Below are 18640 nucleotides of genomic sequence, written 5' to 3'. Positions count from 1 at the left end.
CGCCCGAGGGCAATGAGCCCGCCCCTCCCGGCGCTCGCTCATCGTATGCCGTCAGGCAGGGAGGCGGTCGAGCCAGTCGTCGAGCACCTCGATGGCCCGGTAGCGGGCATCGGCATCGGAGAGGAACACGTCGTGGCGGGCCCCCTCGATGGCCTCGATCCGCACGTCGGGACCGAGGTGCGCGGCAGCCTCGGCGATCGCACGCACATCCAGCACGGAGTCGGCGCGGCGCATCGCCTCGGTGAAGCCCACCCCGAACGCCGACCGCGCAGAGTGCATCACCAGTACCGGGATCGCCAGGGGCCCGGCGGCCTCGAGGCGACTCTGCCCGTCGATGACCGCCGCGAACGTGTCGGCAGGGAAAGGGTGCCCCCCTGCCGGCTTGAGCGCCAGGTCGTAGTCGTACAGTCCCCCGAACTCACGGTGCAGCGCACGCGCGTATCCGTCACTGCCCTGGGGAAGCAGCGGCCGGACATGGAGACGCCGGGCGATCCTGCTCACCGGACGGCTCAGCAGACGGCGCACCGCTGCCCCCAGGTGCATCTCCAGCCAGGGCGAGTTCAGGGCCAGCGCTTTGACCGTGCCGGGGTGCCGCAGGGCCCACAAAGTGGCGGTGAGGCCGCCGGTGGAATGGGCCAGCAGGATCGGGGGGCGATCACGACCGATGATCCGCAGAGCGGCACCGATCTCCTCGTCGTACCGGTTCAGGTGGTCGATCTCGGTGGGGGTCTGGTGCGGGAGAAGGCTGCGACCGTGCTTGCGCAGGTCCAGCCCCCACACATCCAGGCCACGGGCACCCAGATGGTCCAGCAGCTCACGGTCCAGCACGTAGTCGGACCAGCCGTGGCCCACCAGGATCGGGGTGGCGTCCGGGGCTTCGGGGAGGCGGTGGACGAGGGTCGCGGCCACCGGGCCCTCGGCGTCGACGCCGAGGTCGATCCGGTGAGCGACGTATCCCTCCCCGAAAACCGGATCAGTGATCATTCGCCGTCGGCGCTCTCCTGGAGCAGCCGCATGACCTCGTCACGCGGGTAGCGGCGATGACCGCCGAGAGTGCGGCGGTAGGTGAGCTTGCCGGCTTGCGCCCACCGCGTGACCGTCTTGGGGTCGACATGGAAGAGCTTCGCCACCTCGGCGGGGGTGAGAAGTTCGGTGGCTCCGGGCCCGGGAGACTGCGGCTCCTCGGTGCTGATCATCAGGCGTGCGACCTTTCAGTTGTCACTATGGTTCCGTGTGGTGCTGCGTCGTGTCGACGATGGCGGCGCGTGCCGCGCAGGGGAAGAGCCTAGCGCTCATAACTTTGCACTCCTGCGTACATCGCCTCTGCGTCACGCTGCGACACCGTCATTTCTGTCATTGTTCCCAGAACGACCCGCCCTGACCTGCGCCGGGACTCCAGCAACAGCGGACGGGTGTCAAAAAAACTCCTTAATCCTACTGCCCGGACAGGCGAACCGCCCTGCGAGCGGCCCACTGACGCGCCCCGTTATGTCTCTGTGACCTCGAACGTCAGCAACGTCTCCTCAAGGCTGTCGCCGGGGGTGGAGCGATGCATGTACGCTTGGGTTCCGAATCAATGCCATCTTCCGGGCGCACACGCCCGCTCCGACGCACAGGGGGTCAGATCCATGGGTCGTGGCCGACAGAAAGCCAAGCAGACCAAGGTGGCACGGGACCTCAAGTACTACAGTCCACCCACGGACCTCTCGGCGCTCCAGCGGGAGCTCCAGTCCCAGCGGAACGCCTCGTCGAACGACTCCGGCACCAGCCGTGACCCGTGGTCCGACGACAGCGACGACTGGGCCGAGGACGCTCCGTCAGCGCGCCGCCGCTGACCTGCTGCAGCACCTGTCACAGGAACCGTGACCACGCACGAGGGATGACCATCGGGGTCATCCCTCGTCGCATGTCCGCGCGTCGCCTGTCCGGGCATCAGAGGATGCTCACGCCTCCCGCGTGCCCTGCCAACCCGGATGCTGGCCGGTGAGCAGCACACCGCCCCCGTCGACCCCCTTCGCGCCGGAGACGATCCGCTCCAGCGGGCCGGACGGCGCCGGCAGCGAGGCCTCGTCCACGATCTCCCCGATCACCCGGGCCGCGAGCCCGCTCTCGGCGAGCCCGCCGATCGCCGCATGCGCGGTGTCCTGCGCGACCACGGCGATCATGCCGATACCCATGTTGAGGGTCCCCTCGAGATCCAGCTGGGGCACCGAGCCCCAGTCCGCGATCCGGCCGAACACCGGGGCGGGCTCCCAGGCGGAGCGATCCACCCGTGCCCCGGTCCCCGCCGGGAGCACCCGGGCCAGGTTCGCCGCGAGGCCACCGCCGGTGATGTGGCTGAGGGCGTGCACCCCTGCCCCGGAGCGCGGGTCCTCGATCATCGCCAGCACATGCGCGGCGTAGATGCGGGTGGGCTCCAGCAGCTCCTCCCCCAGCGTGCGGCCGAAGTCGTCGATGTGCTGCCCCAGGTCCGACTGGCGGGCGGCGAGCACCGCCCGCACCAACGAGTAGCCGTTGGAGTGCAGTCCGGAGGACTCCATCCCTATCACCACGTCGCCGGCGCGCACCCGCTCCGGTCCCAGCATGCGGGAGGCCTCGACCACACCCACGGCGGCACCGGCCACGTCGTAGTCCTCCGGGGCCATCAGGCCCGGGTGCTCGGCGGTCTCACCGCCCACCAGGGCGCACTGCGCCTCCTGGCAGCCCTCGGCGATGCCGCGGACGATGTCGGCGATGCGTTCGGGCACCACCTTCCCGCAAGCGATGTAGTCGGTCATGGCCAGTGGCTTCGCGCCGACCACCACGATGTCGTCGACCACCATGCCCACCAGGTCGCGGCCGATGGTGTCGTGCACGTCCATCTCGCGTGCGATCGCGATCTTGGTGCCGACGCCGTCCGTGGAGGAGGCCAGCAGGGGGCGCTCGTAGTGCTTGATCGCACTGATGTCGACCATCCCGGCGAAGGCGCCGATGCCGCCCAGCACCTCGGGGCCGTGGGTGGCGGCCACCGCTTCCTTCATCAGGGCCACGGCGCGGTCACCGGCGGCGGTGTCCACGCCTGCTCCGGCGTAGGTGATGGGCTGGTCGGTCATGCGTCCTCCAGGGCGGCGGCGATGGTCTGCTGGGTGTGGAGGTCCAGGGTCCCCTGGCCGATCTCATCGGCATCGGTGACCCTGACCGGGTACTCGCCCGTGAAACAGGCGCTGCACAGCGACCCGCTGGGCTGGTCGGTGGCCTCGATCATGGCCTCCTGGGAGATGTAGCCCAGGGAGTCGGCGCCGATGGAGCGGGCGATGTCCTCCACGCCGAGGCCGTTGGCGATCAGCTCGGCACGGGTGGCGAAGTCGATGCCGTAGAAGCAGGGCCAGCGCACCGGCGGGGAGGAGATGCGCACGTGCACCTCGGCCGCGCCCGCCTCCCGCAGCATCCGCACCACGGCCCGCTGGGTGTTGCCGCGCACGATGGAGTCGTCCACCACCACCAGTCGCTTGCCCTGGATGGCCTCGCGCAGGGGGTTGAGCTTCAGGCGGATGCCGAGCTGGCGGATGGTCTGGCTGGGCTGGATGAAGGTGCGGCCCACATAGGCGTTCTTCACCATTCCCTGGCCGTAGGGGATGCCCGACTCCTGGGCATAGCCGATCGCGGCCGGGGTGCCGGACTCGGGGGTGGGGATCACCAGGTCGGCCTCGACCGGGTGCTCCTGCGCGAGTCGCCTGCCCATCTCGATCCGGGACTCGTTGACGCTGCGGCCGGCGATGCGGGTGTCGGGCCGGGCCAGGTACACGTACTCGAACACGCATCCCTTGGGGCGGGGCTCCATCACCTGTTCGGAGCGCAGGCCCTCCTCGTCGATCACGAGCATCTCGCCGGGGGCCACCTCGCGCACGAAGCTGGCGCCGCAGATGTCCAGGGCGGCGGTCTCCGAGGCCACCACCCAGCCCCGTTCGAGCCTGCCCAGGACCAGGGGGCGGATGCCCTGCGGGTCGCGGGCGGCGTAGAGGGTGTCCTCGCTCATCAGGGTGAAGCAGTAGGCCCCGCGCAACTGGGGAAGCAGCTCGCGCAGGGCGCCCTCGAGCGAGCCCTCGGTGTTCAGCAGGGCGGTGACCAGGGCGGTGTCGGTGGTGTTGCCGCGGGCGATCTCACCGGAGTGCCCGTTCTCGCGCTCCTCCAGCAGCCTCAGCAGTTCCCCGGTGTTGACCAGGTTGCCGTTGTGGGCGAGGGCCACCGTGCCGTCGGGCCGCGGGCCCAGTGTGGGTTGGGCGTTGGACCACACGGAGCCGCCGGTGGTCGAGTACCGGGTGTGGCCGATGGCGATGTGCCCCTGCAGGGTCTCCAGGGATGCCTCGTCGAACACCTGGGAGACCAGGCCCATGTCCTTGAACACCATGATCTGGGAGCCGTCGCTGGCGGCGATGCCCGCCGACTCCTGGCCACGGTGCTGCAGGGCGTACAGCCCGAAGTAGGTCAGCTTGGCGACCTCTTCACCAGGGGCGAAGACCCCGAAGACGCCGCATGCGTCCTGAGGGCCCTTCTCCCCGGGGAGCAGGTCATGGGAGAGGTGTCCGTCGCCGCGTGGTGCCACCGGATCATGATGCCACAGCGCGGTCACGACGGTGCATCGGGGTCCCGTGCGGTCAGCGGCCCTTCCGGCTGTCCCGGGCCTCGCGGGCGCGTCGACGCTCCAGGACCATGTCCACCACGCACGCCAGCGCGGCCAGCGGCGCGCCGATCGCGAGCACCGCGACCATCGCCAGGTTGAAGAAGCCTCCCAGATCGCCGACCCCGAGGAACGGGGCCACCAGCAGCGCTGCGACGGCGGGCACCACCAGGGCCAGGACCACCCAGAACGCGAGCGTGGGCGTGCGACGCGAGCGCACGTACACAGTGGTGTCGGGCGAGGGATCGTGCCCGACGCGGTCGGGCTCGGCGGGGTCGCGGTCGCCGCGGTCGGGCTCGACGGGGCTGTTCACGGTGGGGTCTGACTGGGTCACAGTGCTCCTGCGGCGTCCACCGCTGCAGCGGCGATCGCGGGGTCGGTGGGGGTGTCGGGGGCATCGGGCTCGAGCGGGGCGCCGGGCCGGCGGCGGGCGGAGAGGTGCACGTCGGCGACATGGCTGCGATGCACCAGGTCGGCGATGTCGGCAGGCCTGACCCCTCCCCCGGCGCACACGTCCAGCAGCCCCTCGGAGGCCTCGACCATGCGGGCCAGGTCATCGGCGCCATCCAGCGCGCGGGCGGCCCCACCGGAGCTGAGGATCCGGTGGAACCCGGCGCCCAGCAGCTGCTCGACGGCCTCCACCCGGTGGTCTGCAGCGGGCATGGCGTCCAGGGCGCGGTGCGCGGTCAAGGTCACCGAGCGCAGGGTGGACTGCGCAGCTTCGAGCGCGGCGTCGCGCACCTGCTCGATGGCGGGCAGGTCGAGACGACCCTCGGGGGTGAGGGCGCCGAACACGATGCCCGCAGCACCGGCCTGCACCGATGCGGCAGCCTGCTCGGCCATCAGTGCGATCTCCTCGGGGGTGTACACGAACTCCGCCGGGCGGCCCAGGAAGTCACCGTCGCCGGCACGGGAGCGGATCAGCACGTGCACGTCGAAGTGCGGGCGCGCCTGTTGCGCATCCAGCAGGGAGGTGGCACGGCGGGCGCACTCCTCCACCAGCGCGACAGGGGGTGTGAGGCCGCCACGGTCGAGGTCCACGCACAGCTCGACACGGTGGGCACCTGCCCGTGCGGCCACCTCGAGCCCGGCCACGTCCTGGACCGCGATCTCCACGCGGATGCTCATGCGTCCTCCTGCTCGACATCTGCTCGGGCCTCCCGCACTGCACGGCGCGGGCCGGGCAGCGGCAGGTGGGCGCCGAGGTCACTGCGCTCACCGCTGGCCCGCACGCGACCGGCAGCAGTGGCGTCGTCCCAGGTGAGGTCGCCCGAGACCAGGGCCAGCCAGGTCTCGTCATCGGTCTCCACCACGGCAGGCGGAGTGCCGCGCGTGTGTCGGGTCCCGGCGATCGCCTGCACCGCGGCGAACGGGGGGACCCTCAGCTCGACGGCGCCGCCGGGGAACTCCTCGGCGAACAGCTCGAGGGTGTGACGAACGGCGGTGGCGCGCACGGAGCGCGGGGCAGGCCCGTCCGAGGGGGTGTGGCCGGCCCAGTCCTGCAGGGCTCGGCGGCCGGCCTCGGGATCGGTGCGGCGGGTGGCCACCTCAGGCGCCCGCAGGCCGCTGCTGGGCCGGATCGGGCAGCAAGTCGTGCACGGCGATGGTGTCAGCGCGGTCCGGGCCCACGCCGATCGCGCTGATCCGGCAGCCGGCCAGCTCCTCAAGGCGCTCCACGTAGGCGCGGGCCGCGGCCGGCAGCTCCTCGACGGTGCGGCAGGTGGAGATGTCCTCGCTCCAGCCGGGCATCATCTCGTACACCGGCTTGGCGTGATGGAACTCGGTCTGGGTCATCGGCATCTCGTGGTGGACGGTGCCGTCCACGTCGTAGGCCACGCAGATCGGCACCTCCTCGATGCCCGTGAGCACGTCGAGCTTGGTGAGGACCAGATCGGTGAAGCCGTTGACGCGGGCCGCGTAGCGGATCATCAGGGCGTCGTACCAGCCGCAGCGCCGGGGGCGCCCGGTGTTCACACCCACCTCACCGCCCACGCGCTGCAGGAACTCGCCCCATTCGTCCTCCAGCTCGGTGGGGAAGGGGCCCGCACCCACGCGGGTGGTGTACGCCTTGACGATGCCGATCACCCGATCCACCCGGGTGGGGCCGATGCCCGAGCCGGTGCATGAGCCACCCGCGGTGGGGTTCGAGGACGTCACGAAGGGGTAGGTGCCGTGGTCCACGTCCAGGAACGTGGCCTGGCCGCCCTCCATCAGCACCACCTCGCCGCGGTCCAACGCGTCGTTCAGCAGCGTGGTGGTGTCCACCACCATCGGGCGCAGCATCTCGGCATAGCCCAGCAGCTGCTCGGTGATCTCGTCGATCTCCACCTCGCGCCGGTTGTACAGCTTGACCAGCAGCGCGTTCTTCTGACGGAGCGCGCCCTCGACCTTCTGCCGCAGGATCGACTCGTCGAAGAGGTCCTGGATGCGGATGCCGAGCCGGCCCACCTTGTCCATGTAGGCAGGGCCGATGCCACGGCCGGTGGTGCCGATGGCGCGCTTGCCCAGGAAGCGCTCGGTGACCTTGTCGAGGGTGCGGTGGTAGGGGGCCACCACGTGGGCGTTGGCGCTGATGCGCAGGCGGGCGGTGTCCACACCGCGCGCCTTCAGCACCTCGATCTCCTCGCTGAGGGCCTCGAGGTCCACCACCACGCCGTTACCGATCACGGGGGTCACGCCGGGGCTGAGGATCCCGGCAGGAAGGAGCTTCAGCTCGAACTTCTCGCCGTGGATGACGACGGTGTGGCCGGCGTTGTTGCCGCCATTGGGCTTGACCACGTAGTCGACGCTCTCACCGAGCAGGTCCGTGGCCTTCCCCTTGCCCTCATCGCCCCACTGGGCTCCGACGATCATGACGGCGGGCATGGCGACTCCTGAGATGGTCGAGGGGGACGCGAGGATCGTACCAACCGGGCCGATCTGGGTCAGGCCAGGAGGGACGGATCTGCTTCCTGCAGGAACTCCTGCACGCGGTCCGCCTCGGTGACGTCCCCGATCCGACGGGAGGCCTCACCCAGCAGCGCCAGGGCCTTGAGGAACCCGAGGTTGGGGGCGTGCGATGCCGGGATCGGGCCCTGCCCGCGCCAACCGGCACGACGCAGCGCGTCCAGGCCACGGTGGTAGCCGGTGCGTGCATAGGCGTAGGCCGCGATCTCGTCACCGTCGCACAGGGCGTCCTGGGCGAGCTCGGCCCACACCAGGGGTGATTCGGGGTGTTCACGGGCGAGGTCTCCCGCGGCGGCCGGTGCTCGGCGAGCGCTGCGGCGACCTCCACGTCGACGAAGTCCTCCGGGAGACGGGTCTCGGGGATCCCCAGCAGGTTCCGGGAACGGTACGCATCGGCAGCTTCGGACATGCTCAACATGATAGGCGCTGGTACCTGGACGGTCCGCACCTGGTAGAAACGACCCATGACACGAACGCAGGACGGCTCGGAGCTGCTGACCGGCCCTGGAGCGGGAGGCCTGCTCCGCTCGGCCGTCGGCAACTCCGGTGGCGTGCTGCACAGCTGGCAGCTCGACCACGTGGACCATCGCCCAGGCCGCAGCACCAAGGCACTGTTCCGCACCATGGTGTCCTGGCCGGAGCTGGACGGTGCCGGTGCTCCTGCCCGCGAGGAGCTGTTCGGGGCCAGCGCCCACATCGGGGAACGTGAGAAGAACCTCTATGTGGCGGAGCAGACGCTCGTGATGACCGACGGCGACATCAACGTGCGCGTGTGGCGCTACCCCCACGATCCCTGGCTGCCGATGCTTCCGCTGGTGTGCTACCCCGATGTGGTGGGCCGCACCCTGCACGAGCTGGGGGTGTCGATCGGCGACCCCACCATGCAGATCGCGATCGACGTGGTGTCCTACCGGCCCGGCAGGCGCGCCGTGCTGCGTGTGGCGCAGGGGTCCGGCGCGGTGTACCTGAAGGTGATGCAGCCCCATCGCAGTGGCGAGATCGTGGACCGCCACCAGCGGCTGCTCGCCGCAGGCGTGCCGGTTCCGGAGGTGATCGCGCACCACAACGGCCTGGTGGTGCTGCAGGAGCTGCCGGGCCGCCCCCTGGCCCGCGCCGTGGTGGACGAGGGTGTGGATGCCTGCCGCGGGGAGGACCTCGTGGCACTGCTGGACCGCCTGCCTGCGTCCTTGTACCCCTTGCCGCTGCGGCCGCCGTGGACGGATTCGGTGGACTTCTACGCCGGCATCGTGGCGTCCTCCATGCCGTCCCTGGGGCCACGGTTGGATGCCCTGGTCCGATCCATCCGTGAGGGTCTGACGGCGCTCGAGCAGCGGATGGACATGCGCCCCCATGACGTGGTCCACGGAGACTTCTACGAGGCCCAGGTGTTCGTCCAGGAGGGCCGCGTGGTGGGCCTGCTGGACATTGACACGGTGGGCCCGGGGCGTCGCGCGGACGACCTGGCCTGCCTGCTGGCCCACTTGAGCGTGCTGGCTGACTACGGCAACGCAGGCCGCATCGACAAGGCCATGCAGTCCCGGGTGGAGCGTGCGATCTCCACCTGGCAGGCGGTGTTCGACCAGCGGGTGGACCCCACCGAGCTGGCGCTGCGATCGGCCGGGGTGGTGCTCTCGCTCGCCACGGGCCCGCACCGGCAGCAGGAGACCGCCTGGGAGGCCGCCACCGAGGCGATCGTGCGGGTGGCCGAGCAATGGGTGGACATCGCCCGTGCCGCTGAACGCTCCCGCCCCGAGCAGCCTGGCCTCCCGGGATCCACCGCGGCACGCTGGGTGGGCCCGGCCGGGCACCATCCCGTCCCCACCGGCCAACAGCCGCTCACCGCGGGCCAGCAGCCGCTCGCCTCCCGGCCGCCGCTCTCCCCCGTGGATCGACAGGGGCCGGGCGCTATGACCTCGAACGACTCGAGCCGCCCCGGTGACGGGGACGTCCGCGCCGACACCCCGGGGGACGACTCCCCCACCCAGGAACGGTCGATCAGCTCGATCGTCCCGAACTGAGGACCGCCCCATGCGAGCTGTGCTGCAGAGAGTGGACGGCGCCCGGGTCGAGGTGGACGGGGAGGTCGTCGGCGCGATCGAGGGCGAGGGACTGCTGGCACTGGTGGGCGTCACCCATGACGACGGCCCCGAGCAGGTGGCCACCATCGCCCGCAAGATCTGCGAGCTGCGGATCCTGGACGGTGAGCGCTCGGTGCTGGATGCGGGAGCCTCCGTGCTGGTGGTCTCCCAGTTCACGCTGTATGCCGACGTGCGCAAGGGGCGGCGCCCCTCGTGGAACGGGGCCGCGCCCGCCCCGGTGGCGGAACCGCTGGTCCAGCAGGTCATCGAGGCGATCCGGGAGCGCGGGGTCAATGCGCAGGAGGGCCGCTTCGGCGCCCACATGCGGGTGGGTCTGGTCAACGACGGGCCGGTGACGATCCTGCTGGAGGCGTGAGCCCGCGCCCACCTGTGGCGCCCGGCCCTCGCCCCGTGCGCGGACCCGGGGGGACCGGTTCCCTTCGCACACGCAGGCGGCCGGACGTACCCTGGGGGCATGACCTACACACTCGTACTGCTCCGCCACGGCGAGAGCGACTGGAACGCCAAGAACCTGTTCACCGGTTGGGTGGACGTGCCGCTGACCGAGAAGGGCCGCGAGGAGGCCGTTGCCGGCGGTGTGCTGATGAAGGAGGCCGGCATCCACCCCGATGTCGTGCATACCTCCCTGCTGCGCCGCGCGATCATGACCGCGAACCTCGCCCTGGACGCCGCGGACCGTCACTGGATCCCCGTCAAGCGCGACTGGCGCCTGAACGAGCGCCACTACGGCGCCCTGCAGGGCATGAACAAGTCCGAGATCCGCGAGAAGTACGGCGAGGAGCAGTTCATGGCCTGGCGCCGCTCCTACGACACACCGCCGCCGCCCATCGAGTTCGGCTCCGAGTTCAGCCAGGACCAGGACCCCCGATACGCTGATCTCGGCGACCAAATGCCGAAGTCCGAGTGCCTCAAGGACGTCGTGGCCCGCTTCCTCCCCTACTGGGAGGAGGGCATCAAGCCGGATCTGAAGGCCGGCAAGACGGTCCTGATCGCCGCCCACGGCAACTCGCTGCGAGCACTGGTGAAGTACCTCGACGGCATCTCCGACGAGGAGATCTCCGGGTTGAACATCCCCACCGGCCAGCCGCTGGTGTACGAGCTCGACGAGAACTTCGACGTGGTGGAGAAGGGCGGCCGCTACCTCGACCCCGTGGCCGCCAAGGCCGCAGCCGAGGCCGTGGCCAACCAGGGCAAGAAGTGACCGCCGTGCGTGCCTGATGCCGCATCGGCTCCGAACGCAGGGCGCCCCCGGACCATCGTCCGGGGGCGCCCTCGTCTCACGACGGGATCAGCCAGCTGTCACCAGAAATAGCCCGCGTCCCAGCCGTCGTAAACGCCGCACAGGTTCGCGACCTGCCACAGGGGCAGCCAGTAGTAGGCCGGGGCGGTGAACCCGCCCAGGGCGCTGCCCGCGGGGTCCGCGATGAGCAGCTCGCGGGTGTCCGGGTCGTAGCCGTCGATCACCACGTAGTGCCCGATGCGGCTGGTGTTCCCGTGCCACAGCGGGTAGGAGCCCGCCGAGGCCTGCCAGTACGCGATCGAGGGGTACCCGTTGCGGACGTTCTCAGTGACGCGCTCCCACAGCAGGTTCGCGGAGTAGGAGGTCGCCGGCTTGGTGGGGACCTTCTGGAAGCTGTAGGTGGCTCCGGGCATCGTCGCGCTGAGGTAGTCGTCGATGGTCCAGAACGGGGTGGCGCCGTACTCCTCCGTCTCCAGGTGCGCGGCGATCGTCGCGAGCGACGGCGGCGTCGCCATCTTCGCGCTCAGTACCATCCACACCGACGTCGGGCCGCAGTAGTAAGAGTTCGGCTGGTAGAGGTGCTTCGAGGCGGTCTCGACGCGGCCGGAGGCGGAGGCCGGCGCCGACAGCGCGGCGCTGCCGGCCGCCAGGCCGGTCCCGAGGAGCGCGGCGGTGCCGAGCGTGCGCAGGGCTCCGCGGCGGGTCAGCCGGGGAGCGGTCGTCGTGAGATCGGGCATGTCGGTCCCTTCGATGCGGGGGGATGGAGGCCACCCGGGGCCGCAGGCGCGCCGCTGACCGCCTCGACGAGCTCGGGGCCGTCCCAGCGGGCCGAACGCCCCGGGCCCGATCAGGCTAGGGTCCACGCCGCCGGATGTCGATGGGTAGCTCTACCCCTTGACATCTGACCTCAGATGCTTCCCCTCCCCACGCTCAGCGCCGTCGGCGCCGGGTCCCGAAGAGGCTGCGCGTGATCTCCCGGCCCAGCACCGTCCCGGCCGAGCGCAGGAACGACTTCACCGCCGGGTTGGCGAGCACACCCTCGTCCTTCGCACCGGAGGAGCGCTTCCGGGCAGGGGCCGCGGCGCCCTTTGTCCGCGTCGACGTCGGCGCCGGCTCTGCGCCCTCCTCTGCGGCGGCCTCGGCCTCCGCCTCGGCGCGGGCGGCGAGGATCTCGTAGGCCGACTCCCGGTCCACCACCGTGCCGTACTGTGCGCTCAGCGGGGAGGCCGCCACGGCCTGGGCGATCACGCCCTCGGGTGCCGGTTCCATGGAGGATTCCGGGGCGCGGACTGCGGTGATGGCCACGGGCGTGGGGGCGCCGTCCTCGCTCATCACCGTCACGATCGCCTCACCGGTGCCCAGCGCGGGGATCACCTCCACGAGGTCATGGTCGCTGGTGGGGAAGGTGGAGGCGGTTGCCTTGAGCGCCTTGGCGTCGGCAGGGGTGAAGGCGCGAAGGGCGTGCTGGACGCGGTTGCCGAGCTGGGCGAGCACGTCCCCGGGCACGTCCTTCGGGGTCTGGGTGATGAAGAAGATGCCCACGCCCTTGGAGCGGATCAGCCGCACCGTCTGCACCACCTGGTCCAGGAACGCCTTGGAGGCGTCCTTGAACAGCAGGTGCGCCTCGTCGAAGAAGAACACGAGCTTCGGCACCTCGGCGTCACCCACCTCGGGCAGGTCCTGGTACAGCTCCGCCAGCATCCACATCATGAAGGTGCTGAACAGCTCGGGCCGGGAGGCCACCCCGGGCAGCTCCAGGCAGGAGATGATCCCTGTGCCGTCGGCGCTGGTGCGCAGCAGCTGGGCGGTGTCGAAGGCGGGTTCGCCGAAGAACACGTCGGCCCCGGATGCCTCGAAGGCGGTGAGCTTGCGCAGGATCACCCCGGCGGTGGCGGTGGAGATGCCACCGATGCCCTTGAGCTCCGGCTTGCCCTCGTCGGAGGTGAGGAACTGGATCAGGGCACGCAGGTCCTTGAGGTCCAGCAGAGTCAGACCGCCCTGGTCCGCGTAGTGGAAGATCAGGCCCAGCGAGCTCTCCTGGGTCTCGTTGAGATCCAGCACCTTGCTCAACAGCACCGGCCCGAAGTCGCTCACGGTGGTGCGGATCGGCACGCCCTCGCCCTGGCCGCCCAGGCTGTAGAACTCCACCGGTGCCGCACGGGATACCCACTCCTGGCCGCGGGCGGCGGCGCGCGCCGTCAGCTTCTCTGAGGCGGGCCCGGGCACGGCGATACCGGAGAGGTCGCCCTTCATGTCGGCGACGAACACGGCGGCGCCCGCGTGGGCGGCCTGCTCGGCGATCACCTGCAGGGTGCGAGTCTTGCCGGTGCCGGTGGCGCCGGCGATCAGGCCGTGGCGGTTCAGCATCGCGACCGGCAGGTTGACGGCCACTGCGGCGTTGGGCTCGCCGTCCTCGATCATGGCGCCGATGTGGATCCGGCCACCCTCGAAGGCGTAGGCGTCGCGCACCCGTGTCGCGGTCTCGCTGAGCGAGGGGGCGTCGGGCGAGGAGGAGGCGGGGTCCTTGGGCTGCGGGGTGGTCATGGCTGCTCCTTGTGCGCCGGCGTCCGGCGGGTACGGGGTCGACGCCCGATCGTATCGCCGGACCAGGCGCATCGCTCCTGATTCGCCCGCGCCGCCGAGCCCACGACCGTCGCCCGTGCCACCCCACCCACTACCGTGTGGCCCATGAGCAACCGTGCTGACGACCGCCCCCGGATCCTCGGGGACCCGCCCACTGCGGTGCGGCCCGCCTTCGAGCTGGAGGCCGACGCCGTGCGGCTCATGCTCACCTCACGCAGTACCCCGCGCCTGATGGAGCTGCTGGGCATGGACGAGCAGGACCGGACCGAGCTCGCTCCCCTGCTTCCCCGCGTTGCGGCGGACGAGGAGCTGCTGGGCGCGGTCGCCGAGATGGCGAACCTGCTGCGACGGGAGGCCGGGCTCGACGCCACGACAGCGCCGCTGGAGGAGCACACCGAGCGTCTGAACGCCCTGCAGGAGCGGATCCTGCCGGGCCAGGGACTGCTGGTGATCCTCGCGCACATGGTGGCGGCCGACGTGGTGCGCGCCTGGCACGCGGCGCGTGGACTCGGCGAGGAGGAGTCCTGGCGGGCACTGTCGGACCTGGGCCAGCAGATGCGGGTGCACCGGGCGACGTTCGGGGAGCTCGGTCATCACACGGTGGGGTGGACGGCGCTGAACTGGACCGGGCGCCTGTTCTGGCTGGGGCGCCTGCAGTTCGACCTGCACCGCGCCGGTGAAGGGCGCTGGCAGATCGGTACGCACATCCCGGCCACCGGGCGCCTGCTGTCGGCGGAGGTGGATGCCTCCTTCGACCGCGCCACCACGTTCTTCACCTCGCACTTCGGTGACCTGGCCGAGGATGAGAACGGAGCTGACGGGAGCCGCACCTCCTTCGGCCACACTTTCGTGTGCCATTCCTGGCTGGTCAACGCAGAGCTCCCGGAGATCGTCGGCCCGGAGTCGAATCTCGGTGCCTTCGCGGCCCGCTGGGAGATCGAGAAGACCTTCCGGGCCGATGACGACGCCGTATTCTTCGTGTTCAACCGTCGCCCGCCCTACGAACCAACCGAGCTGCCCACGGACACGCGCCTACGCACGGCGATCGTGGAGCGCCTGCTCGACGGACGCGGCTGGACGGGTGGCACGGGCCGACTGACCCGGAGCTGACCCGCCACTGACCCAGCGAATGAGCCGCCGAGGGGGAGCCGGACGCCGCAAGCCGACACGCGACCCCGGGAGACCAGCCGCGGCGCTTCGGGTGCGACGTTGTGAACAGTTGGAGGCAGCTCAACTGTTCATAACGTCGCACTCGACCGGCGAGCCGGTCAGACGAGGGCCGCGCCGGTGTCGAACAGCTCGAGCACCCGCTCGAACTCCTGGTCCAGGGGGGTGCCGCTGGCCATCGACAGGATGAACGCACTGCGGGTCAGAGCGAAGGCGATCTGCACGTCGATCACCGCGCGAGCGTGGACGTCCTCCCCCGAGAGCCGCTCCTCGAGCGCCGCCACCAGTCCGCCCTGCAGCTGCACGGTGCGGCCGGCGTTCATGGCGTGCAGGGACGGCTCCTTGGCCATCACGCGCTTGCGCAGGTCGCGCAGGTCCTGGTCGTGGGGCATCGCTGCCATCCAGTCACGAAGCACGGCTCGAAGAGCGACCGGGGCCGGTTCGTCGAGGGGCCTCGCGCGCAGCGCGTCCCCGATCTCGTCGGGGTCGGTGAAGACCACGCCCAGCAGCGCAGCCTCCTTGGTGGCCCAGTGGTTGAAGAAGGTGCGGGGGCTGATACCTGCACGCTCGGCGATCATCTCGACCGTCACGCCGCCGATGCCGTGCTCTGCAACCAGCTGCAGGGCCGCGCGGTGGGTCTGCAATCGGGAGGCGCGCTTCTTGCGTGCACGCAGTCCCTGCTCCGGGGCACGCTCCTGCTCCGGGGCGTGCTCTCCGGGTGCGTGCTCCTCGACGTCCTGCGGCGGCGGCTCGTGCTGTGGATCGATGCTCACGGCGCATATCGTACGCGGCACATCACAACAACTGCACTCACTGAAATAGTGCAGTGAGTGCAAGCGTTGGTTAGCATGACGGGAGCCGTCCGAAGGAGCCCGGCCATCCACCCATCCCCCTCTCGTGCAGGAGCACCCTTGCCCTCGACGCCGTCGACCCCGCCCACCGACCCGGCCACCGCCAGCACCGCACCCACCGGCAAGTCCGATGCGGCCGCGAGCCGTGGCCGCCGCAGCAGCGGACCGGACCGCACCGGGTCCTACGACGTGGAGTTCACGGGCCTGGACCGCGACGGCAAGCTGGTGTTCGCCGGCCTCATGCTGGGCATGTTCGTGGCCTCCGTGTCGCAGACCATCGTGGGCCCGGCCATGCCCCGCATCGTCGCCGACCTGGGCGGCCTGGACTACTACAACTGGGTGATCACCGCGGCGATGCTGGTATCCGCCGTGGTGGTGCCGATCGCCGGCAAGCTCTCGGACATGTACGGCCGCAAGGGCCTGTACCTGGCGGGCCTGGGCATCTTCATGACCGGTACGATCCTGGCCGGTCTCTCGGGGGGCTTCTGGTTCCTGGTGTTCGCCCGCGCCGTGCAGGGCCTGGGCATGGGCATCCTGATGCCGCTGTCCCAGACCATCATCGGCGACATCATCCCGCCGCGGCAGCGCGGCAAGTACCAGGGCCTGATGGGCACCGTGTTCGCGGTGAGCTCTGTGGCGGGCCCTCTGGTGGGCGGCACCGTCACCGACAACTTCGGTTGGCGCTCCCTGTTCTTCCTCACCCTGCCGCTGGGCATCCTGGCCTTCGCGTTCATCGTGCGGTTCATGCGCCTGGACTTCACCGCGCAGCCCGCCCGCATCGACGTGTGGGGCATGGCGACCCTCACCCCTGCCCTGGTGCTGGGCCTGCTGGCCACCACCTGGGCGGGCTCCACCTACGCCTGGACCTCCCCGGTGATCCTGGGCATGTTCGCCGCCTCGATCGTGCTGCTGGTGGCGTTCGTACTGATCGAGCTGAAGGTCGAGTCCCCCCTGGTGCCGCTGTCGATGCTGCGCGACCCGGTGGTGGCCCTGTCCATCGCCGCCTCGTTCCTGATCTCGGTGGCGATGTTCGGGGCGATCGTGTACATCCCCGTGTACGCCCAGGGGGCGATGGGGGTCAGCGCCACCGACTCCGGCGCGATCCTGATCCCCCACACGCTCTCGATGATGCTGGTGGGCATCGTGATCGGTCTGCTGGTGAGCCGTTTCGGCCGCTACAAGGCGTTCATGCTCACCGGTGGGCTGCTGCTGGTGGTGGGCTACGGGGCGCTGGCCATGGTGCGCTTCGACGACACCCCCTGGCATCTGGTGATCCCGATGCTGGTCACCGGCATCGGCCTGGGCATGACCGTGCAGCTCTACACCCTGGCGGTCCAGAACGCGGTGCCGCAGTCCGAGCTGGGCATCGCCACCGCCTCCCTGCAGTTCGCCCGGAACCTCGGCTCGACCGTGGGCACGGCGGTGCTGGGCGCGCTGATGTCGGCCTCGATGGCCGGTTCGATCGCGTCCCACCTGCCCGACGGGGCCGATGCTGCCGCGGCCGACCTCGACGCCTCCTCCGTGCTGGACCCCTCGGCCCTGGCGGACCTGCCCCCGGCCGTGGCCGACGCGATCCGCGAGGGCCTGGCGGAGGCCATCAGCACCGTGTTCATCGCGATCGTGCCGGTAGCGGCCCTGGCCCTGCTGCTGACCATCTTCATCGCCGAGCGTCCACTGCGCACCACCCTGCAGAAGCGAGAGCCCCGCACCACGACCGGATCGGTGCCGGCGATCGGCGCCGAGGACGGCTGGGACGAGAACGAGCGCCAGGAGCTCGACGCGGTGCGCAGCTCGGCGCCCACCGGCACGAACGCATCAGAACCCACGCGTGACACCGAGACGGCAGGGTCCCGGCAGGCCTGACGGCCACGCGCAGACCTTCATCCCGGTACCCCATCCCGGTACTGCGGGAGGATGCCGGGGCCGACATGAGCGGCTGTGCAAAAATCTACGGGTGATCCGCGCTGACCCGTTCCCGCCGTCCTTGCCCGCCGCGCTGCGTGACTCCTTCACCACCCGCCTGATCCGTGACGAGGACGTGGACAACGTGGTCGCGCTGATGACGGCGGACCGCCGACGCGTCGTGCCGGATGCGCAGGTGGGCACCGAGGGTGCCCGGACCCGCCTGGTGGGCCCGCAGTCCTGGTCCCGCCGGCAGGTGCTGGTGGTGCCCCGCGCCGAGGACGGCTCCCCCAGCATCGACCAGCCACCCCTGGCCTGGGTGAGCGCGGAGGACCGCGCCGCCGGCCGCACCAACGTGCAGTGGTTCGCCGCCGCCGACGCTCCGCACCGCGACGAGCTGGTGGGATCGCTGCTGCACTGGGCGGCGGATGTGGGCGGGGCCTTCGCCCGGCACCGCGGGGTGGAGGAGACCGTGCTGAACGACGGAGCGGACGAGCGCGATGCGGACCGCAAGCGACTGATGACCGCTGCCGGCTTCACCCGTGCCCGCACCTGGGAGCACATGGAACGCCCGGTCACCGCCGAGGAGGCCACCACCACTCCCGAGCCCCGCGCCGGGGTGCGCGCCCGCCGCGTCCACCTGCATACGTCCGGCCTCCCCTACGCCCAGGACGTGCGCTGGGTGCATCGCACCCTCGAGGAGTCCTTCGCGGACCACTTCAACTCCTACCGGGAGTCCTTCCCCGAGTTCGTGGGCCGGCTCACCTCCGGTGACAGCGCCCGCTGGGACCACTGGTGGATCGCGGAGGTGCAGAAGGACGACGGCTCCTGGTGGCCGGGCGGCGGCCTGGTGGCCGACGTCATGCCCGCCACAGCGACCGCCGGCGAGGGCACCTACCTGGAGTACCTGGGGGTGCACCGCAGCGCCCGCGGCCGCGGGGTGGCCAAGGCTCTGCTGAACGCCGCGATCCGCGACGCTGCCGAGCGCGGCCTCACCCGGGTGGGCCTCGAGGTCGATGCTGACTCCCCCACCGGCGCGGACGGCCTGTACCGATCGATGGGGTGGGTCACCACAGAGGTGTCGGAGACCTGGCACCGCGCCGTGCCGGCGCTGCCCTCGAACCTGCTGCGCGACGGGCAGTAGAGGCCCTGCCAGCCGCAGGACGAGACACGTCCCGGCCTCACTCCTGCGGCA

At 70.8% G+C, this 18640-nt stretch carries 19 protein-coding genes; 7 read left to right on the top strand and 12 right to left on the bottom strand.

The window, feature by feature from the left end:
- Window positions 1-51: 51 nt before the first annotated feature.
- Both JOD52_RS02900 and JOD52_RS02895 read right to left on the bottom strand, forming a co-directional pair.
- Window positions 52-984, bottom strand: coding sequence for an alpha/beta hydrolase (locus JOD52_RS02900; protein ID WP_204408743.1), 933 nt, complete (start codon window positions 982-984; stop codon window positions 52-54).
- A complete protein-coding gene (locus JOD52_RS02895) occupies window positions 981-1196 on the bottom strand; it encodes a BldC family transcriptional regulator (protein ID WP_017822232.1) in 216 nt (71 codons plus the stop codon). The genes JOD52_RS02900 and JOD52_RS02895 overlap by 4 nt, the downstream gene beginning before the upstream one ends.
- 432 nt (window positions 1197-1628) lie before the next feature.
- Between JOD52_RS02895 and JOD52_RS02890 the strand changes: the two genes are divergently transcribed.
- A complete protein-coding gene (locus JOD52_RS02890; RefSeq protein ID WP_017822233.1) occupies window positions 1629-1835 on the top strand; it encodes a DUF3073 domain-containing protein in 207 nt (68 codons plus the stop codon).
- A gap of 108 nt (window positions 1836-1943) precedes the next feature.
- On the opposite strand, the gene purM is transcribed toward JOD52_RS02890, so the two are convergent.
- From purM to JOD52_RS17915, 7 genes are read right to left on the bottom strand one after another with little or no spacing between them, the layout of a single operon-like run.
- Window positions 1944-3092 carry a phosphoribosylformylglycinamidine cyclo-ligase gene (purM, locus tag JOD52_RS02885; protein WP_204408742.1) on the bottom strand — a complete coding sequence of 383 codons (1149 nt, stop codon included), beginning with the start codon at window positions 3090-3092 and terminating at the stop codon, window positions 1944-1946.
- Window positions 3089-4582: an amidophosphoribosyltransferase gene (gene purF / locus JOD52_RS02880; RefSeq protein ID WP_052326296.1), complete on the bottom strand. Its 1494-nt coding sequence runs from the start codon at window positions 4580-4582 to the stop codon at window positions 3089-3091. Before purF ends, purM begins: the two co-directional genes overlap by 4 nt.
- A 52-nt stretch (window positions 4583-4634) precedes the next feature.
- Entirely contained in the window at window positions 4635-4991 is a 357-nt protein-coding gene (locus JOD52_RS02875; RefSeq protein WP_204408741.1) for a hypothetical protein, read from the bottom strand.
- On the bottom strand, window positions 4988-5785 hold the full coding sequence (locus JOD52_RS02870) for a copper homeostasis protein CutC (RefSeq protein ID WP_204408740.1): 798 nt from the start codon (window positions 5783-5785) through the stop codon (window positions 4988-4990). Before JOD52_RS02870 ends, JOD52_RS02875 begins: the two co-directional genes overlap by 4 nt.
- Window positions 5782-6204 (bottom strand): sterol carrier family protein, encoded by a 423-nt coding sequence (locus JOD52_RS02865; RefSeq protein WP_204408739.1) that lies wholly within the window; start codon window positions 6202-6204, stop codon window positions 5782-5784. Before JOD52_RS02865 ends, JOD52_RS02870 begins: the two co-directional genes overlap by 4 nt.
- Window position 6205: 1 nt before the next feature.
- The gene (locus JOD52_RS02860; RefSeq protein WP_204408738.1) at window positions 6206-7522 is read right to left on the bottom strand and encodes an adenylosuccinate synthase; all 1317 of its coding nucleotides are present in this window, start codon (window positions 7520-7522) and stop codon (window positions 6206-6208) included.
- A gap of 59 nt (window positions 7523-7581) precedes the next feature.
- Window positions 7582-7854, bottom strand: a complete 273-nt coding sequence (locus JOD52_RS17915) for a DUF3151 domain-containing protein (RefSeq protein WP_446680591.1) — start codon at window positions 7852-7854, stop codon at window positions 7582-7584.
- A gap of 213 nt (window positions 7855-8067) precedes the next feature.
- On the opposite strand from JOD52_RS17915, the gene JOD52_RS02850 reads away from it, so the two are divergent.
- The 3 genes from JOD52_RS02850 (at window position 8068) to JOD52_RS02840 (ending at window position 10903) form a co-directional block, all read left to right on the top strand.
- Window positions 8068-9621 carry a phosphotransferase gene (locus JOD52_RS02850; RefSeq protein ID WP_204408737.1) on the top strand — a complete coding sequence of 518 codons (1554 nt, stop codon included), beginning with the start codon at window positions 8068-8070 and terminating at the stop codon, window positions 9619-9621.
- A 10-nt stretch (window positions 9622-9631) separates the two neighbouring features.
- Window positions 9632-10057 (top strand): D-aminoacyl-tRNA deacylase, encoded by a 426-nt coding sequence (gene dtd / locus JOD52_RS02845; protein WP_017822242.1) that lies wholly within the window; start codon window positions 9632-9634, stop codon window positions 10055-10057.
- A gap of 99 nt (window positions 10058-10156) precedes the next feature.
- Window positions 10157-10903 (top strand): phosphoglyceromutase, encoded by a 747-nt coding sequence (locus tag JOD52_RS02840; protein WP_017822243.1) that lies wholly within the window; start codon window positions 10157-10159, stop codon window positions 10901-10903.
- A 98-nt stretch (window positions 10904-11001) separates the two neighbouring features.
- On the opposite strand, the gene JOD52_RS02835 is transcribed toward JOD52_RS02840, so the two are convergent.
- On the bottom strand, window positions 11002-11679 hold the full coding sequence (locus tag JOD52_RS02835) for a C39 family peptidase (protein WP_204408736.1): 678 nt from the start codon (window positions 11677-11679) through the stop codon (window positions 11002-11004).
- Window positions 11680-11872: 193 nt separating this feature from the next.
- Window positions 11873-13558 carry a helicase HerA-like domain-containing protein gene (locus JOD52_RS02830; protein ID WP_446680592.1) on the bottom strand — a complete coding sequence of 562 codons (1686 nt, stop codon included), beginning with the start codon at window positions 13556-13558 and terminating at the stop codon, window positions 11873-11875.
- Between the two features lie 72 nt (window positions 13559-13630).
- Here JOD52_RS02830 and JOD52_RS02825 point away from each other — a divergent pair, with 72 nt between their 5' ends.
- On the top strand, window positions 13631-14635 hold the full coding sequence (locus JOD52_RS02825) for an acyltransferase domain-containing protein (protein WP_204408734.1): 1005 nt from the start codon (window positions 13631-13633) through the stop codon (window positions 14633-14635).
- Between the two features lie 158 nt (window positions 14636-14793).
- On the opposite strand, the gene JOD52_RS02820 is transcribed toward JOD52_RS02825, so the two are convergent.
- Window positions 14794-15465 (bottom strand): TetR family transcriptional regulator, encoded by a 672-nt coding sequence (locus JOD52_RS02820; protein WP_259885106.1) that lies wholly within the window; start codon window positions 15463-15465, stop codon window positions 14794-14796.
- Between the two features lie 138 nt (window positions 15466-15603).
- Between JOD52_RS02820 and JOD52_RS02815 the strand changes: the two genes are divergently transcribed.
- Together JOD52_RS02815 and JOD52_RS02810 are read left to right on the top strand one after the other, a co-directional pair.
- Window positions 15604-17406, top strand: coding sequence for an MDR family MFS transporter (locus JOD52_RS02815; RefSeq protein ID WP_204408733.1), 1803 nt, complete (start codon window positions 15604-15606; stop codon window positions 17404-17406).
- 91 nt (window positions 17407-17497) lie between these two features.
- Window positions 17498-18589 carry a GNAT family N-acetyltransferase gene (locus JOD52_RS02810; protein ID WP_204408732.1) on the top strand — a complete coding sequence of 364 codons (1092 nt, stop codon included), beginning with the start codon at window positions 17498-17500 and terminating at the stop codon, window positions 18587-18589.
- The last annotated feature ends 51 nt before the right edge of the window (window positions 18590-18640 follow it).

Source organism: Brachybacterium muris (genome assembly GCF_016907455.1).
Taxonomy (GTDB): Bacteria; Actinomycetota; Actinomycetes; order Actinomycetales; family Dermabacteraceae; genus Brachybacterium; species Brachybacterium muris.
This window is presented reverse-complemented; position numbering and strand designations above follow the sequence as displayed.

What these genes read in the sequence shown, in the direction of transcription:
- JOD52_RS02900 (WP_204408743.1), bottom strand. Translation starts at nt 984, where the DNA reads ATGATCACTGATCCGGTTTTCGGGGAGGGATACGTCGCTCACCGGATC.
- JOD52_RS02895 (WP_017822232.1), bottom strand. Translation starts at nt 1,196, where the DNA reads ATGATCAGCACCGAGGAGCCGCAGTCTCCCGGGCCCGGAGCCACCGAA.
- JOD52_RS02890 (WP_017822233.1), top strand. Translation starts at nt 1,629, where the DNA reads ATGGGTCGTGGCCGACAGAAAGCCAAGCAGACCAAGGTGGCACGGGAC.
- purM (WP_204408742.1), bottom strand. Translation starts at nt 3,092, where the DNA reads ATGACCGACCAGCCCATCACCTACGCCGGAGCAGGCGTGGACACCGCC.
- JOD52_RS02870 (WP_204408740.1), bottom strand. Translation starts at nt 5,785, where the DNA reads ATGAGCATCCGCGTGGAGATCGCGGTCCAGGACGTGGCCGGGCTCGAG.
- JOD52_RS02860 (WP_204408738.1), bottom strand. Translation starts at nt 7,522, where the DNA reads ATGCCCGCCGTCATGATCGTCGGAGCCCAGTGGGGCGATGAGGGCAAG.
- JOD52_RS02850 (WP_204408737.1), top strand. Translation starts at nt 8,068, where the DNA reads ATGACACGAACGCAGGACGGCTCGGAGCTGCTGACCGGCCCTGGAGCG.
- dtd (WP_017822242.1), top strand. Translation starts at nt 9,632, where the DNA reads ATGCGAGCTGTGCTGCAGAGAGTGGACGGCGCCCGGGTCGAGGTGGAC.
- JOD52_RS02840 (WP_017822243.1), top strand. Translation starts at nt 10,157, where the DNA reads ATGACCTACACACTCGTACTGCTCCGCCACGGCGAGAGCGACTGGAAC.
- JOD52_RS02835 (WP_204408736.1), bottom strand. Translation starts at nt 11,679, where the DNA reads ATGCCCGATCTCACGACGACCGCTCCCCGGCTGACCCGCCGCGGAGCC.
- JOD52_RS02830 (WP_446680592.1), bottom strand. Translation starts at nt 13,558, where the DNA reads ATGCGCCTGGTCCGGCGATACGATCGGGCGTCGACCCCGTACCCGCCG.
- JOD52_RS02825 (WP_204408734.1), top strand. Translation starts at nt 13,631, where the DNA reads ATGAGCAACCGTGCTGACGACCGCCCCCGGATCCTCGGGGACCCGCCC.